We start from the raw sequence: 15,057 nt of genomic DNA, 5'->3' as shown, positions 1-15,057 counted from the left end.
GCTCGTGGCGCGGCGGCGAGCCGGGCGGGCCACAGGAAGATGACAAGCACCGGCACGGCGTAGAGCAGCCAGCCCAGTACCTCGATGAGCCGAGGGTCGGCGGGGATGCCGAACACCCCGGTCGTCACGGCGCCCAGCACCGAGTTAGCGGGTATCCAGCCGGACAGATCGAGCACCTGCTGCTGGCCGATGCTCACCCACCCCGCCTCGTGCGCGGTGCGCAGCGCACCCAGCACCAGCCCGGCGGCGATCAGCACCAGGAACACCCCGGTGACCCGGAAGAACCGGCCGAGGTTGATCCGCAGGCCGCCGTAGTACAGGGCCACCCCGAGCCCGACCGACGTCGCGATGCCGACCGCGCCGCCCAGCACCGCGAACCACCGGTTGCCGTGTGACGTCTCGGCGGCCGCCAGCAAGAACACCGAGGTCTCGAAGCCCTCCTTGAGGACGGCGAGGAACGCCATCGCCGCCAGCGCGAACGCGCCGCCGCGGTTGACCGCCTGACGGGCCTCGCGCTCGAGTTCCCCCTTGAGCTGCGCGGCGTTGCCGTTCATCCAGATGATCATTGACGTCACGAACACCACCGCGATGGCGTTGATGACGGTCTCCATCATCTCTTGCTGGGTCTGCGGCAGGCTGGCGGCGAACAGGTCGAGGCCCACGCCGACGCCGACGCTGAGCAGCACGGCCAGGCCGACGCCGACAAACATCGGGCGGACCGTCTGGCCGTTCCGCTTGAGGAACGCACCGACGATGCTCACGATGAGCGACGCCTCTAGGCCTTCGCGAAGACCGATGAGAAACGTGCCGATGAATACGCCGAATACGCCCTGCATACGCCTAGTTTCTGTCCCGCCGATCGGGACTTTCGGCTTAGCGTAGCCTAACCAAGCGGTGCCTATTCGCCCTGGTCCGCCGGCCGCCGGGTCAGGAAGCCGGCGCAGTCACGAAGTCGATGAGTTCTTCGACCCGACTGATCAACGCCGGTTCCAGATCGTTCCAGTCGCGCACCCGTGAGCGGATGTGGCGCCAAGCCCTGGCGATGTCCGCCTGATCGCCGTGCGGCAGATCCAGCGCCTGGCATACCCCGTGTTTCCATTCCACATTCCGTGGCACCTTCGGCCAGGCTTCCAGGCCCAGCCGCTGCGGCTTGACGGCCTGCCAGATGTCGACGTAGGGATGGCCGACGACCAGCGTGTCGGCACCACCCGGGCCGCGCCGCACCGCATCGGCGATCCGCGCCTCCTTCGAACCCGTGACGAGGTGATCGACGAGCACCCCGAGCCGGCGCCCGGGGCCCGGGGCGAACTCGGCGACGATGTCCACCAGGTCGTCGACGCCGCCGAGCTGCTCGACGACGACACCTTCGATCCGCAGGTCCTCACCCCATACCTGGGCGATCAGCTCGGCGTCGTGGCGACCCTCGACGTAGATCCGGCTGGCACGGGCGACCCGGGCGCGAACACCCGGCACGGCGACCGAACCGGATGCGGTCCTGTTCGCGGCGGTCGGCGCGGGCCGGCGCGGCGCGGTGAGGATGACGGGACGACCCTCTAGCAAATAGCCTGGGCCCAAAGGAAATCCGCGCACGTGACCGCGTCGGTCTTCCAGGTCCACCCGACCATATTCGACGCGCACCACCGCGCCGACATATCCGGTTTGCACGTCCTCGACCACCAGGCCCGGTTCGGCCGGATGTTCCGCCGAGCGAGGCTTGCGTCGTCCCGCGGCCAGTACATCGGGTCCATAGCGATCCACCACGCCGGCAATACTAGAAAGCCTTGCGGCCAAACGTCGTTACGGCGCGCCATGGCCGGCGAATCGGCACCGGGACCACCGCCCGTGCGCCGCATCGCCGGCCGTAAAAAATGCGTTTAACTGTGTGGCGTTACTCAGCAGATGACGTCGCCGATGGTACGTTGCTAGCTATGGCAAGCACTGCCGCTTACGCAACCTGCGGCGGTTAGTGAGGTGGACGCATGGACCTGTCGCACTGGGTGACAAGCATTGTGGCTTTCGTGCGCGCCGGCTACCCCTCCGGCATGCCGGTCACCGGGTACGTGCCGCTGGTGGCGCTGACGCGCCGGCGGCTCTGCGACGACGACATCACCGCCATCGCAAGGGATCTCATCGCGCGTCGGGTCTGGCCGATCGGTTCGGTCGATATCGGTGTGGAGGTCACCCGGATCACCAACCGGCTGCCCTCCCCCGACGACGTCTCGCGGGTGCAGCGTCGTGTCCATGCGCTGCGCTGCTCGCGCGGATAAGCGACACGAACGGTCGATGCCGTCACGGTGCTTTGGGCGCCGGGGCGCCGCAGGCCTTCAGATAGTCGGCGTAGTTCCAGGTTTGCAGAAACTGTTGGCCCGCTTCCAATCCTCGGGCATAGAGGGCTTCGCGTTGCGCGGTGGTGATGTTGAAGTCGATCGGGCTGACCTCGTCGGCGGGCACAAAGATGGTGCGCCGCACGGTGCACGGGTCGTCGATGTAGGCGTTGTCTTGATTGCTCACCAGGGTCTCTATCGCCGCAATTCCCAACGACACCGGGCCATGCACGGGATGGGTGGGCGGGATGCCGGGACGCGCGGACAACCGAATCCCGAACGTGGGCCATCGCGGTTGCGCATCGGGCCGGTCGAACAGCTCGACCGGAAAGTCCGACAACAACCCACCGTCCACCCACGTCGCGCCGCCGACCCGAACGGGCTCGAACACATAGGGAATGGCCGACGACGCGTGCACCGCGCGCGCCACCGGGAAAGCGTCGGGATCGATGCCATAGGAGCCGAGATCCCAAGGGATTCGAACCAGGCGCCGCCGCGACAGGTCGCTGGCGGTGACGACGAGCGACCAGGCGAACTGGGTGGGCTGTTCGCCCGTGCGCAGATCGCCGAAGGTCCGCACGCCCAGATCGCGGAGCAGACCGGCAAGCAACTGTTCGAGATATGCCCCGCGATACACGCCGTCTGACGTCAACAACGACAATCCGCCGCCGATCAGCGGTATTCGCCCGATCCAGTTGCGGTCGAGGAACTTCCGGTAGTCGATGGTGCGCATCACCTCGGCCAGCCGGCTCAACGGCTCACCGGCCACCTGCAGAGCGGCGACGAGCGAGGCGACGATCGCACCGGCGCTGCTTCCCGCGACCCGCGGGAATCGGTAGCCGGCCTGGGCGAGCGCATCCACCGCGCCGACCAGTCCGATACCCCGGACGCCACCGCCCTCGCACACCAAGTCGGCACGGTTTGTGCTCACCGCAGCCCCCTGTCCGGATCGTTCAGCAAATTCGGCTGCCGTCGACGCCGAAGAAGTGCAGGTGCCCGGGTACCGGGTGCAGACGCACCCGGCTGCCCTTCTGCGGAGGGTCTCGCCCGTCGGTCCGCGCGACGATGGGCGCGTCGATCACCTTGCCCGAACCGGTGATTCGCCCATACAGGTAGGCGTCCGCCCCGAGCTCCTCCACCACGTCCACCTCCATCTCGACGCCGAGGCCACCCAGTTCGAAATGTTCGGGACGGACCCCCACCACGACCTCACCCGCGCCGCCGGCGACCTCGCGGGGCAGTGCTATCGGCCAATCACCCAGCGACACAGCCGAATTTACGACGGGGAGGGTAAACAGGTTCATCGCCGGGGATCCGATGAAGCCCGCCACGAAGACGTTGTCCGGGTTTCGGTAGAGCTCGCGAGGCGGTGCGAACTGCTGCAGCACGCCGTCGCGCAGGACGGCGACCCGGTCGCCCATCGTCATGGCCTCGACCTGGTCGTGGGTGACGTAGACGGTGGTGGTGCCCAGCCGCCGTTGCAGCGCGGCGATCTGGTTACGGGTCTGCACCCTTAGTTTGGCGTCGAGGTTCGACAGCGGCTCGTCCATCAGGAACACGTGCGGCCGGCGCACGATCGCCCGCCCCATTGCCACGCGTTGGCGTTGTCCGCCGGACAGGTCTTTCGGCTTGCGGTCGAGATAGGGTTGCAGATCAAGCAGTTTCGCCGCGTCCAGCACCCGCTCGCGGATCTGGGCCTTCGGCGTCTTGGCGATCTTCATGGCGAATCCCATGTTCTGGGCCACCGTCATGTGCGGATAGAGCGCATAGTTCTGAAAGACCATCGCGACGTCGCGATCCTTGGGATCGACGTTGGTGACGTCGCGCTCGCCGATCCGGATATGGCCGGAGTCGACGGCTTCCAGGCCGGCCACCATCCGCAGCGAGGTGGTCTTGCCGCATCCCGACGGCCCCACCAGAACAACGAACTCACCGTCGGCGACAGTTAAGTCCAGGTTGTCCAGGGCGGGGCGATCCGCTCCGGGGTAGCGACGGGTCGCCTGTTCGAAAGTCACCGAGGCCATGGCTAACCGCCCATCCCGGTGACGGCGATCCCGCGGACGAACGAGCGTTGCGCGATCGCGTAGATGATGACCAGCGGCAGCATGATGAGCATCGAGGTTGCCATCAAAACCGGCCATCGGGCAACATATTCGCCCTTCATCCGGACCAGGCCCAGTGTCAGGGTGGCCAGGCTGTTGCGCTGGATCATCAGCAGCGGCCACAAGAAATCATTCCACACGTTGACCCAGGTGAGCACCGCGAGCACCATCACGGCCGGCCTCGCGTGGGGCAGCAGGATTCGCCAATAGACCTGCCACGGTGAACAACCGTCGAGTATCGCGGCCTCTTCGAGATCGGTGGGCAGGGTGCGGAAGAACTGCCGCATCAGGTACGTGCCGAATGCGCTGCCGAAGAATCCCGGCACGATCATCGCCCAGGGGGTGTCGACCCAGCCCAGGGTCCGCATCACCAGGAATTGCGGGATCACCGTGACCGTCAGGGGCACCATCAAGGTGCCGAGATACACGACGAACAGTGCGTCGCGGCCGCGGAAATCCAGTCGCGCGAACGCGTATCCGGCCAGCGAGCAGAAGAAGACATGCCCCGCGGTGACACAGCCCGCGTACAGCACGGTGTTGAAAAACATTCGCCCGAAGGGCATCAGCGCGAACACCTCGGTGTAGTTGGACCACCGCGGGTGTGCGGGCAACAGCGTGGGTTCGCTGACCTCCCCTTCGGTTTTCAGCGAACCCGACACCGCCCACGCGATCGGGAACAGCGCACACCAGGCGACGGCGAGCAGCGCGCCGTAGACGACGGCGCCGCGCAAGACGGTGCGCCTGACGACACCCTCACTTAAGCCCACGCGAATTCTCCAAGGATCGTCGATGGCTGACTCGCAACTGCACGACCGTCAGCACCAGCAAGACCGCGAACATCACCCACGCCAGCGCGGAGGCATACCCGAATTCGAGGAACGAGAACGCGTGCTGGAACAGCATGATACCCAGGACGTAGGTGGCGGATTCGGGGCCGCCGCCGGGGCCGGTGAGCACGTAGACCATGTCGAACGCCTGGAAGGCGTGGATGACCGAGATGATGACGACGAACGATATCGACCCTCGGATCAGCGGCACGGTGATGGAGACGAATTGCCTTATCTCACTGGCACCGTCGATCTTGGCCGCCTCGTAGACCGTACCCGGAACGCCTTGCATCGCGGCCAGCAGCACGACGGCGGCGAAGGGCACGCTGCGCCAGACGCTGACGATGCACAGTGAGGCCATGGCCCAGCGCGGCTCGACCAACCATGGGACCGGCCCGAGTCCAACCCAGCCGAGCATGATGTTGAGCAAGCCGTTGTCGGTGTTGAACACGAACTGCCATACCACCGCCATCACGACCGATGAGATCGCCAACGGCAGAAAGACGATCGTGCGGAAGACGCCGATGCCCCTGACCTTCTGGTTCAGCACCCCGGCGACGGCCAGGCTGATCAGGACCGTCGGCACGACCGTTCCGACGGTGAAGATCACGGTGTTGCGGATCGCGATCAAGAAGAGCGGATCCGAGGTGAACAAGTCGCCGAAGTTCTTCAGACCAACGAATTGTGGCGGGGTGAACACGTCCCATCGCTGGAAGCTCATGTAGAGCGAGAAGCCCAGCGGGAACAGCATGAACACGGCGACCGCCGCCATGTTGGGTGCGACGAACAACCGGCCCGCCCACGCGTGTCGGCGCCACGGACTCGGATTCTGCGGTGGCTTCGGCGTCGCCCGGCCCGCCGGGGCGGCCGCGCCGGTCGCGTCCATCGCGGTCATGGGCTGCGCAACACCTCGTCCACGGAGCGGGACAATCCGCTCAACGACGTCGCCGGTTCGCGGCCTCGCAGCACGGGACCGAAGTTGCGGTCCATCAAGGCATTGACCTTCTCCCAAGCCGGCGTGATGGGCAGCCCCTGCGAAAAAGCCGGGCCTTCGGTGAGCACACTGAGATTGCCCAGCCGCCGATGGGCATTGGCGAATCCCTGCGATCGCAGCGCCGAGCGCAGCACGGGAACGAACAAACAGGATTCACCGATCAGCGCCTGGCCGACGGGCCCCGTCGCGAACTTCACGAACTCCCATGCCTGCTCCTTGCGCGGGCTGCTCGCCGAGATGGCCAATCCGGTGGCGCCGATATCGGAACATGCGGCATGCCCCTTTCCCAGCGCCGGGCCGACCGGCAACGGGGCCACGTCGAAATCCAGGCCCTCGGCGCGGATGTAGGTCTGGTAGCGCCAGTGACCACCGAGCGCGATCGCCGCCCGGCCCACCGCAAACAAGTTGGGCGTCGACATCGACTGCGTCTCCGATGCGTTGGGCGCCACCCGGTATTTGTTGGCAAGATCGGCGTAGAACTGCACCCCTTCGTGGAACGCCGCCTTGTCGAAGTTGAAGTGGGTCGGATTCAGCCGCGGGTCCGACCACGCCACACCGTTGTTCATCGCGAACAGCCCCGCCGAGTGGTAGGCACCCCAGGTGTTGACGAAGCCGTACTGCGCGGCCCGGCCGGATGCATCACGCTTGGTCAGGGCGCGCGCCGTGTCCAGGAATTCAGTGAAATCCCAAGGCCGTTCCCACGCCTTGGGCGGCTCCGGCACGCCGGCTTCGGCGAAGAGCCGTTTGTTATAGAACAGGTAGTTGCCCGACCACTGTTCGGGAAGTGCGTACTGCTTTCCGTTGAATGTGAAGGTTTCGTACAACTCCGGGATGCTGTCCGCCTTGAGCTGGTCGGCAAAGGATTTGTCGCGGGCCAGCAGCGTGTTCATGTCCAGCAGCACACCGCGGTCGGCGAGTTCGGCGTAAGACAGTTCCCAGGTCATCAGCACATCGGGGCATTTGCCGCCGACACAGAACGTCGAAAGCTGTTGCATGACACCGGGTCCAGACAGCACGGGCCGCACCTTGATATCGGGGTGGCGGCGCGCGAACTCGTCGACGATGCGCATCCTGGCGTCACGCTCGTCCGGGTTGGCCGCGAAGAAGAAGGTGAGCGCGTCGTCCTCCGGAGCGCACCCGGCCGACCACGGCGCCAGGGCCGCCGCGGAAAGCGCGCCGGCACCCCGCAGCAGGTCACGCCGTCCGAACGGCCTATCGAGCATGGCTCTCCCGGTCTTGCCCCGCGGCCGGGTTTGCGGCCGACTGTGTCTGACGTCCTTGGTACCCGATGTGGTTGTGAGGTTCCTGGATCGGCCACCGGGGCAGCGTCAGCGTCGCCCGGCGGATTCGCTCGGCATCGCCGGTGATGTCGATCGTGTGGATGCGACCGTCGGCGCCGATGCCGATCACCAGCAGGACCTGAGCGCGACCGCGGGCGACTAACACGATGCCCGGTGCCCCGTCGATGAGCATGACAGCACCGGCGCGCGCCCGCGCCGCGAACCGCCGAGTTTCCCCGGCGACCTCCGCGGCGCCGCGCACCGTGGTGGGCACGTCGGCCGGGACCAGCGCCGGATCGACCGTGCGCACCACATCCGGAGCCAGCAGTTCGAGCAGGGCGGCGATGTCACCGCCGCGCGAGGCCGCCAGAAACGCCTCGACCACCTTGAGGTGGTCGCCCGTGGGGCGGGGCCGGTCGGCCGGGTCGGCATGCAGTCGCCCGCGGGCCCTGCTGGCCAGTTTCTTCGCGGCGTCCGGCGAGCGATTCATCACCGCGGCGATCTGCTCGAAGGGCATGGCGAAGACGTCGTGCAGCACGAACGCCACGCGCTGCGGCGGGGATAGCCGGTCGAGCACGACGAGCAGGGCGCCGCTCACCGACTCCGCCAGCAGCGCGTCCTCGTCGGCCGGCGCCGACGCCGCCCGCACCAGTCGGTCCAATTCGTCGGTTTCGGCCAGCGGCCGCTCGGCGCGGCGCTTGCGCAGCCGAAGCTGGTCGAACGCCTCACGGGCGGTGATCGTCGTGAGCCAGCCGGTGAGGTTGTCGACGCCGCCGAAATCCGCACGGCTGGCCTTGAGCCACGCCGACTGCACCGCGTCGTCGGCGTCGGGCACCGAACCCAGCAGCTGGAAAGCGACCGACCTCAGGTGACGCCGATCGGCGTCGAAACGCCGCGCCAGATCCGCCAAATCCTTTGCGCCCATGGGTCACCTTTCCCGCGCGAAAGCCGTCAAGAAGTTGACCGCGTCCGGACGGACTTCCACTGGCGAAGGAGAAAACACCATGACCCTACCGATTGTGCGCCACGGTGCACACTGCCCGCAGTCGACCCGCCGCTGCGGAAATCGCTGCGCGACAAGGGATTGATCGGAGATGAACACCGCACTTGTCGCCGTCACGCTGACCACCGCCGTCATCACCGCGGCGGTCGCCATCGCCGACTTCGTTCCGGCGCGATTCGTTCTGGCGAATTCCGCCGAGGTCGGGGTGCCGCGGTCATGGTTGCCGGCGCTTGGCGCGCTGAAGCTGGCCGGGGCCGCCGGGATCGTCCTGGGACTGCTGGGTGTGCGCGAGTTGGGTATCGCGGCCGCCGCGGGCCTGGTGCTGTTTTTCGTCGGCGCCGTGGCGACGCACCTGAGGGCACGCGTTTTGTACAACATCGCGTTTCCCGGTGCGTACCTGTGCCTGGCCGGGGCATCGCTGGTGCTGATGGTGCTCCGCTGAGACACAGGCGTGACGAGATCAGGCGGGAAAGTAGCGGATCCGGCTGATCGCGGCGCCGCGCCAAGCCACATCGGCGAACACAATGGCGCGCCCGTGACCCGAGGTGAGTGAGACCGCGACGGTGCGGCCCGCGCTGCTCGTCCTGGTGGTGCCGGCACCCTCCAGCTGCTCGGCCAGCTCGGCCAGGTCGAGCGGGTCGCGATCACCCAAAGTTATTGCGGCGTCTGACGACAGCATCCGGGCGGCGGCGGACGTGTCGTTGCGCCACGCGGCTTCCAGGAACGTCGTCACCAGCCGCTGGTGGCGTGCCCCCACTCGGCGGAATCCGGTCATGAAGCCGGCGGCCCCGCCCCAACCTTGGTTGCGCACCAGCGCCGTGGACAGGTTCAGTGCGGGTCGCAGGGCGCCCGGGCCGGTGCGCAGGAACTGCAGCATCATGGCGGGAAGCTCCCAATAGGCCCGCAGGTGGCCAATCTTCCACTCGCCGTTGGCTTCTCGGAGGTCGTAACGCAGAAACGCCGGAATGAACATCGTCACGGCCGAGCCCATCGTCACCTCGAGCTCGAGGTCACGCAGCACCGTCGCGCCGACCACGAGGTCGAGGTCGCGATGGAACTTGATGTCACGGGGACCGATGAAGGTGTCATAGAAGCGCCCGATTTGCTCGTGCCCCACGTGCGGTCGGGAGCCGACCGGATCCTCGACGCGGCCGTCGCCGGTGAACAGCCCCACCCACCCGGTGCGGTCGTGCGCGGCGGCCGCCTGCGGCGAGCGCTCCACCGCGGCGAGCAACTGCTGTCTATCCAGTGGCACCACCATCACGGTTCCCCCACCAACTCGATGCCGGCGGACCGCATTTCGGCCAGCGCTTCGGCCGCCGAATCCACGGCCGCGGCAGCGGTCAGGTCGACCAGCACCCTGGTGGTCAGACCCGCCGCCGCGGCGTCCTCGGCGGTCCGCCGCACGCAGAAGTCGGTGGCGATGCCGACCACGTCGACCTCGTCGACGCCGCGCCGGCGCAGCCACTGCAGTAGCGGGGTCCCATCGTCGTCGACGCCCTCGAAACCGCTGAACGCCGCGGCGTACGCGCCCTTGCGGAAGACGGCGTCGAGGCGCCGGATGTCCAGGTCCGAGCGAAGATTCGCGCCGGCGCTTCCGGCGACGCAGTGCACCGGCCAGGAGGATGAATAATCCGGGTGGTCGGAGAAATGGTCACCCGGGTCGATGTGAAAATCCTGCGTCGCCACGACGTACCGGTAGCCCGGGTCACCGGACAGATAGGCGTTGATCGCGGGCGCCACGGCGGCGCCATGGGCGGTGGGCACCGAGCCGCCCTCACAGAAGTCGTTTTGCACGTCGACGACGATCAACGCTCGCACGCGCTCCACCCTATCGGGGACTCCGCTCTGCGGCTCTAGCTGGGGTTATCGGGGTGGCGGTTTGCTCGACAAGCAGCCGGGTAATACACGGGCCATGGTGCTCAGGAGAATCGCGCGACCCCTGTTATCAGTGGCATTCATCGGGCAAGGAGTCAATTCACTGCTCAACCCCAAATCTGCGGCGGAGGCCGCGGCGCCGGCGGTGGACGGACTGCAGGCATTGCCGGATTCGGTGAGTAGCAGCATCCCCAGCGACCCCGAGACGGTCGCGCAGATCACCGCGGCCGTTCAGATCGGCGGCGGCCTGCTGCTCGCCACCGGCAAACTCCCCCGGATCGCATCGGCCGCTCTCGCGGTGACGGTGTTACCGGCCAACCTTGGGACACACTCGTTCTGGAACGAAAGCGACCCGGTGGCCAAAGCCCAGAAACGCCAGCAATTCCTCACCGACCTCAGCCTGCTGGGCGGACTGTTGATCGCGTCGGCCGACACCGCCGGCAAGCCCTCACTCGGGTGGCGTGGCCGCCGAGCGGCGGAACGGCTCTCCGAGCGGGTGTCCTCGGCGTGGCCCGGATCGGACGATTCGGGCTTCGATGCCGACTTTTCCGAGCTGGGTGATCGCATCGCGCACGGCCTGCAGATCGGTGCCGAACGCGGCCGCGAACTGGCCAGCACCGCAGCCGAGCGCGGCGCTCCCTACGCCGAAGCCGCACTCGAACGCGGCCGCGAACTGGCCAGTACCGCGGCCGAGCGCAGCAAACCGCTGGCCAATAAGGCTCGCAAGCGCGGGGAGGAATGGGCCGACGAGGCCGCGGACCGCGCCGCGTACCTGGCGGAGAAGGCACGCAAGCGCAGCGAGGAACTCGCCGACGAGGCGGCCGACCGGGCCGCGCCGCTGGCCAAGAAGGCACGCAAGCGCAGCGAAAAGCTGGCGAAGAAGGCACGCAAGCGCAGCGAGAAGCTGGCCAGCACGGCGCGGGCGCGCGGCGAGGAATTCGCCGAAACCGCACGCCAGCGCGGTGCTGACCTGGCCGACACCGCCCGCGAGCGGGTGGGCGGTCAGGTCGATACCGGCCGTCGCAAGCTGCCCTGGTAACCGGGCGAGCCGCCGTCCGCGTAGCGACGCGAGTTAGTCGGGCCAGCGAGCCGGCAGGATTTCCGGTGCCCAGGTGGGCCAGTCGGGTGCGCCGACAGTCAGGCCGCCGCTGAGTCGCGCGATGATGCGGGGACCGCGCAGGCGGCTGTTGTCGTAGACCGTCGCGAGGTCGGACAAGGCGATGGCCTCGGCGACCGGCACCCACAGCCGGCGATGGCGTTGACGGATCTTGGCTTCCGGAACGTCATGGCCGCCGGCTTGCACCCGGTGTCGAACACGTTGGACCGCAAGGTCTTCCGGGATGACCAGCACGTGCAGGACGACGGTGAAGCCCGCGCTGCGGGCCGCCTTGACGAGGTCGAGCTTGGCGGGGTGGGAGAACACGGTCTCGGCAACGAACGACCGGCCCAACTCGATCAGCTTGGCGCGGGTGTCGGCGGCGATCCGCGCGGCGTCGTAGGAGTGCGATGCGGGATCCTCCGGCCAGCGCTGCCTTGCGATTTCGTCGGCATTGACCACGAGACTGCCCGGCAGCAGCGGCGCCAGGGTGAGCGCGATGAACGTAGACTTACCGGCGCCGTTCGGCCCGACCACCAGGTCAAGTCGGTCCATCGGACCGCCGAACCGCTGATGAGTGCCGGATCAGCGGGCGCCTCCGAGCACCACGGCGGCGCCGTCGGGGCGATGCTCGACGATTTCGCCGTCATCGTTGAGGGCCACGGTGGTGACCCCCTGCCCGGCCAGCGTGACCCCGTAGTTGGTGCGCGCCAGGCTTTCCTCGATGGCCGCGGAGATTTCGGCGTTGAACACCACGCCCTCCTCGACGGTGAGGTCGCCGGTCGGCAGCTGGCCGGCGAGCGCGGCTTCCACCCGCCGCCGCGAGGCGGTGTGCTGACTGGATACCGCCCGTCCCACCCGCGCCCAGTGGTCGAGTTGCTGCTTGGCCGAGCGGCTCTGCCGGGCGCCCTCAGCCGCAGCGCTGTCCATCAGGTCGGACGCGACGCGGGTGACACGATCGACGGCCTCGGCCATGGCTTCCTCCCATGCAGCACTACGTTACGACTTGTAGCATAATGCTACACCGCACAGCGCGCCGCGGCTATGCGCGGGCCCGCACCAGGGTGTCCACGATCGCGTCGACGCCGGGGCCGACGTCGACGGTCATGCCGGCCTCATCGGGACCGAGCGGCTCCAGGGCGTCCAGTTGCGAACGCAGCAGCGCGGCAGGCATGAAGTGATCGGTCCGCGCTGCCAGCCGGGCGCCGATCAGCTCCGCCGAGCCCGACAAGTGCAGGAACCGCACGCCCGGACAGTGCGCGCGCAACTGGTCGCGGTAGGCCCTTTTCAGCGCCGAACAACTCACGACCGCGCCTTCGCGATGGGCGGCCAACCATTCGCCGACCCTCTCCAGCCAGGGATAGCGGTCGTCGTCGTCGAGCGGTTCACCGGCGGCCATCTTGGCGATGTTGGCGGGCGGGTGCAGGGTGTCGGCGTCGACGAACGGGACCCGCAGGCGCCGCGCGAGCGCCGCCCCCACCGTCGATTTGCCCGATCCGGAGACGCCCATCACGACAACGGGGGCCGATTCGCTCACCTAAGTCTGTTCACCGAGGTTGCGGTTCCATTCCAGCCAACCGACACCGCTGCGCCCGTCGGCCGTGCTGATCGTGGCCCACACGCGGGGGAACTGACTGACCCGCCCGTCGCGTGCCACGAGCCGGACCGGCGCCTGGCCGCGCACGTGCGCGTTCGCGGTGATCTGCGCCGGCTCCAGCGCCAGCGTCGCCTCATGCGGTAACCCGTTGTCGGCGAAGGACTCTCGCGAGTCGACGGTCTGCAACTCGGTCACCTTGCCGTCGGCGCCCTGCGCATAGCCGATGCTGAACGCGGGCGCCCCGGGGATTCGGATGTTCACGCCGTGCACATGCGTGCCGTCATCCAGGTGCAGCGCGCTCCAGATCCAATCCATGCCCCACCAATCACGCACACCCCAGGAGTGATCCCGTTGGCCCGCAACGGAATTCACACGGTAACTGGTGTCACCGACGGTGACGCTGCCCGAGACCGTGCACGGGATCTCATAACGCGTCGTCACGGCGTACTTGTACGGGGTGCCGTCGGTGGCCCACACCAGGTTCACGCTCATCTCGACGGGTTCGCCGGACTCGCCGCGCAGCAATGCCGACGGATCGGCGTAGGACCGGGCCCGCGCCCGCAGGTCGACGCGATAGCTCTGCAGGGGCGCGTCGGCGGAATGCCCGAGCTCGAAGTCGTCGGTCCGCACCGACCACGGATCCGACGGCAGCGGCACCTGCGCGTCGACGGCGACCGTCGGCATGTCGGGCCCGCACAACAACACGTGCACCCACGCGGTCTGTTCGTTGGCCACCCGCCCGAGCCGGAACCAGCCACCCAATCCCTGTGCCGCGTCGGCGAAGTCGGCGTACCAGCTCTCACTCCATAGCGGTTCGGCGGTGGGCTCGTGGGCCAGTTCGTCCTCGACGGCCGGCTGCAACGGCTCGGGGGTCGCCGCGACGGGCAGCGTCGACAGCGCGTCCGTGTCCAGCACGTGGTCGCAGTGCCGCCGCAGCATCGTCATGAACATCCGATCGCCGCGGTCGGTGCGCTCGACCAGCATCGAGGAGACGATCGCCATCATCACCCCGAAAAAGCTCTGCCGGCGCACACCGTCGGCGACGTCGGCCAGAGTCAGTGGTGCCGCAGGTCCCAGCGCCTCGTGATATGCGCGCAGCAGGGCGTCGTAGTGCTGCCGGCGATCCTCGGTGGACAACGCGCAACCGAGGAAGTAGGCCAGGTCGGTCAGCGCCGGACCCCACGACACGGTCTGCCAATCGACCACCGTCAACGCGCGATCGGCGCCCTCGGTACCGAACAGCATGTTGTCCAGGCGATAGTCGCCATGCACCAAGCCCTGGACGCGGCCCCGCTCGGACGCCTCCGCTTCCTGGGCAAGGTAGCCGTCGAACGCGGCGACCAGGCGTTCGCACACCACGCGGTGCTCTGGTGCGATCTGGTCGCCGTAGCGGTCGACGAAACCCGCGTACAACGGGGTGATCATGGCCTGGTTCAGCGGCGCGTCGCGGTTGAGCCACGGCGCCTCGGCCAGCGAAACGTCGCCGAGCAGCGGGCCGTGCAGGCGTCCCAGCTCGACGGCGCCGAGGCGGGCCTGTTCGACTGTGGCTCCGGCGATTTCGTCACCGACGACGGCCGGCCCGGCGTCACCCAGCAGCAGATCGAACACGCCCGTGGAGGTGTCGACCGCCGCGTGGTAGCAGGGCGCGATGGGCCCGCCCAGCCGAGGCGCGATGTCGCCGTAGAAACGCACCTCGCGCTCGTAAAGCCCCAGCGCCAGCCCGGTCTGGCGGCTCACCGGATCGGTGGCCGCGACCTTCAACACCACCGATTCGGGCCCGCCCTCGGCCTCGGCATAGCTGAGCCGGACCCGGTAGCACTCGCTCATCTGGCCGGTGCCGATGCGCTCCACGGAGAAGTCGGCGACCGGTCCGGTGCCGATGACCGCGGCCAGCCAGGCGGCGGTGAGGTCACCGGGTCGTTCGATGACTTGCTCGGTCTCGGCATGCATGGGGTT

At 67.9% G+C, this 15,057-nt stretch carries 17 protein-coding genes; 3 read left to right on the top strand and 14 right to left on the bottom strand.

Translation table 11 applies throughout. The annotated features are described in order from the left end of the window. Both efeU and DQP58_RS13175 read right to left on the bottom strand, forming a co-directional pair. On the bottom strand, window positions 1-836 hold an 836-nt coding region (gene efeU, locus DQP58_RS13180), incomplete at its 3' end, for an iron uptake transporter permease EfeU (protein WP_205869417.1). A 91-nt stretch (window positions 837-927) separates the two neighbouring features. Then, window positions 928-1,761, bottom strand: a complete 834-nt coding sequence (locus DQP58_RS13175; RefSeq protein ID WP_112708807.1) for a DUF3097 domain-containing protein — start codon at window positions 1,759-1,761, stop codon at window positions 928-930. A 218-nt stretch (window positions 1,762-1,979) separates the two neighbouring features. Between DQP58_RS13175 and DQP58_RS13170 the strand changes: the two genes are divergently transcribed. After that, window positions 1,980-2,267: a DUF3349 domain-containing protein gene (locus tag DQP58_RS13170; protein ID WP_112708806.1), complete on the top strand. Its 288-nt coding sequence runs from the start codon at window positions 1,980-1,982 to the stop codon at window positions 2,265-2,267. A 22-nt stretch (window positions 2,268-2,289) separates the two neighbouring features. On the opposite strand, the gene DQP58_RS13165 is transcribed toward DQP58_RS13170, so the two are convergent. The 6 genes from DQP58_RS13165 to DQP58_RS13140 form a co-directional block, all read right to left on the bottom strand. Beyond that, window positions 2,290-3,255 carry a patatin-like phospholipase family protein gene (locus DQP58_RS13165; RefSeq protein WP_112708805.1) on the bottom strand — a complete coding sequence of 322 codons (966 nt, stop codon included), beginning with the start codon at window positions 3,253-3,255 and terminating at the stop codon, window positions 2,290-2,292. A gap of 22 nt (window positions 3,256-3,277) precedes the next feature. Then, window positions 3,278-4,348 carry an ABC transporter ATP-binding protein gene (locus DQP58_RS13160; RefSeq protein WP_112708804.1) on the bottom strand — a complete coding sequence of 357 codons (1,071 nt, stop codon included), beginning with the start codon at window positions 4,346-4,348 and terminating at the stop codon, window positions 3,278-3,280. A 2-nt stretch (window positions 4,349-4,350) separates the two neighbouring features. Further along, window positions 4,351-5,193 carry a carbohydrate ABC transporter permease gene (locus DQP58_RS13155; RefSeq protein ID WP_112708811.1) on the bottom strand — a complete coding sequence of 281 codons (843 nt, stop codon included), beginning with the start codon at window positions 5,191-5,193 and terminating at the stop codon, window positions 4,351-4,353. Continuing rightward, a complete protein-coding gene (locus DQP58_RS13150) occupies window positions 5,180-6,025 on the bottom strand; it encodes a carbohydrate ABC transporter permease (RefSeq protein ID WP_112708810.1) in 846 nt (281 codons plus the stop codon). The genes DQP58_RS13155 and DQP58_RS13150 overlap by 14 nt, the downstream gene beginning before the upstream one ends. A gap of 119 nt (window positions 6,026-6,144) precedes the next feature. Then, window positions 6,145-7,470 (bottom strand): ABC transporter substrate-binding protein, encoded by a 1,326-nt coding sequence (locus DQP58_RS13145; protein ID WP_112708803.1) that lies wholly within the window; start codon window positions 7,468-7,470, stop codon window positions 6,145-6,147. Beyond that, entirely contained in the window at window positions 7,460-8,452 is a 993-nt protein-coding gene (locus tag DQP58_RS13140; RefSeq protein ID WP_112708802.1) for a sigma-70 family RNA polymerase sigma factor, read from the bottom strand. Before DQP58_RS13140 ends, DQP58_RS13145 begins: the two co-directional genes overlap by 11 nt. 169 nt (window positions 8,453-8,621) lie before the next feature. On the opposite strand from DQP58_RS13140, the gene DQP58_RS13135 reads away from it, so the two are divergent. After that, window positions 8,622-8,972, top strand: coding sequence for a DoxX family protein (locus DQP58_RS13135; protein WP_112708801.1), 351 nt, complete (start codon window positions 8,622-8,624; stop codon window positions 8,970-8,972). An 18-nt stretch (window positions 8,973-8,990) separates the two neighbouring features. On the opposite strand, the gene DQP58_RS13130 is transcribed toward DQP58_RS13135, so the two are convergent. Further along, window positions 8,991-9,791 (bottom strand): ketosteroid isomerase family protein, encoded by an 801-nt coding sequence (locus DQP58_RS13130; protein WP_112708800.1) that lies wholly within the window; start codon window positions 9,789-9,791, stop codon window positions 8,991-8,993. Continuing rightward, a complete protein-coding gene (pncA, locus tag DQP58_RS13125; RefSeq protein WP_112708809.1) occupies window positions 9,791-10,351 on the bottom strand; it encodes a pyrazinamidase PncA in 561 nt (186 codons plus the stop codon). Before pncA ends, DQP58_RS13130 begins: the two co-directional genes overlap by 1 nt. Window positions 10,352-10,445: 94 nt before the next feature. Here pncA and DQP58_RS13120 point away from each other — a divergent pair, with 94 nt between their 5' ends. Beyond that, window positions 10,446-11,447 carry a DoxX family protein gene (locus DQP58_RS13120; RefSeq protein WP_112708799.1) on the top strand — a complete coding sequence of 334 codons (1,002 nt, stop codon included), beginning with the start codon at window positions 10,446-10,448 and terminating at the stop codon, window positions 11,445-11,447. A gap of 33 nt (window positions 11,448-11,480) precedes the next feature. On the opposite strand, the gene DQP58_RS13115 is transcribed toward DQP58_RS13120, so the two are convergent. The 4 genes from DQP58_RS13115 to DQP58_RS13100 all read right to left on the bottom strand — a co-directional run bounded on the left by DQP58_RS13115 (window position 11,481) and on the right by DQP58_RS13100 (window position 15,051). Next, window positions 11,481-12,059: an AAA family ATPase gene (locus DQP58_RS13115; RefSeq protein WP_112708798.1), complete on the bottom strand. Its 579-nt coding sequence runs from the start codon at window positions 12,057-12,059 to the stop codon at window positions 11,481-11,483. A gap of 30 nt (window positions 12,060-12,089) precedes the next feature. Next, on the bottom strand, window positions 12,090-12,479 hold the full coding sequence (locus DQP58_RS13110; RefSeq protein WP_112708797.1) for a TA system antitoxin ParD family protein: 390 nt from the start codon (window positions 12,477-12,479) through the stop codon (window positions 12,090-12,092). 67 nt (window positions 12,480-12,546) lie between these two features. After that, window positions 12,547-13,041: a gluconokinase gene (locus DQP58_RS13105; RefSeq protein ID WP_112708796.1), complete on the bottom strand. Its 495-nt coding sequence runs from the start codon at window positions 13,039-13,041 to the stop codon at window positions 12,547-12,549. After that, window positions 13,042-15,051 (bottom strand): phosphotransferase, encoded by a 2,010-nt coding sequence (locus tag DQP58_RS13100; protein WP_112708795.1) that lies wholly within the window; start codon window positions 15,049-15,051, stop codon window positions 13,042-13,044. It lies immediately after the preceding gene. Window positions 15,052-15,057: the final 6 nt, after the last annotated feature.

It is taken from the genome of Mycobacterium colombiense, from assembly GCF_003284975.1.
GTDB classification, from domain to species: Bacteria; Actinomycetota; Actinomycetes; order Mycobacteriales; family Mycobacteriaceae; genus Mycobacterium; species Mycobacterium europaeum_A.
The sequence above is the reverse complement of the archived record's forward strand: the minus strand, read 5'-3'. Positions and strand labels throughout refer to the sequence as shown.

Coding starts and splice junctions, on each gene's coding strand:
- DQP58_RS13110 (WP_112708797.1), bottom strand. CDS start 12,479: ATGGCCGAGGCCGTCGATCGTGTCACCCGCGTCGCGTCCGACCTGATG.
- DQP58_RS13170 (WP_112708806.1), top strand. CDS start 1,980: ATGGACCTGTCGCACTGGGTGACAAGCATTGTGGCTTTCGTGCGCGCC.
- DQP58_RS13150 (WP_112708810.1), bottom strand. CDS start 6,025: ATGGCGGCGGTCGCCGTGTTCATGCTGTTCCCGCTGGGCTTCTCGCTC.
- DQP58_RS13160 (WP_112708804.1), bottom strand. CDS start 4,348: ATGGCCTCGGTGACTTTCGAACAGGCGACCCGTCGCTACCCCGGAGCG.
- DQP58_RS13100 (WP_112708795.1), bottom strand. CDS start 15,051: ATGCATGCCGAGACCGAGCAAGTCATCGAACGACCCGGTGACCTCACC.
- DQP58_RS13145 (WP_112708803.1), bottom strand. CDS start 7,470: ATGCTCGATAGGCCGTTCGGACGGCGTGACCTGCTGCGGGGTGCCGGC.
- DQP58_RS13120 (WP_112708799.1), top strand. CDS start 10,446: ATGGTGCTCAGGAGAATCGCGCGACCCCTGTTATCAGTGGCATTCATC.
- DQP58_RS13115 (WP_112708798.1), bottom strand. CDS start 12,059: ATGGACCGACTTGACCTGGTGGTCGGGCCGAACGGCGCCGGTAAGTCT.
- DQP58_RS13130 (WP_112708800.1), bottom strand. CDS start 9,791: ATGGTGGTGCCACTGGATAGACAGCAGTTGCTCGCCGCGGTGGAGCGC.
- DQP58_RS13135 (WP_112708801.1), top strand. CDS start 8,622: ATGAACACCGCACTTGTCGCCGTCACGCTGACCACCGCCGTCATCACC.
- DQP58_RS13140 (WP_112708802.1), bottom strand. CDS start 8,452: ATGGGCGCAAAGGATTTGGCGGATCTGGCGCGGCGTTTCGACGCCGAT.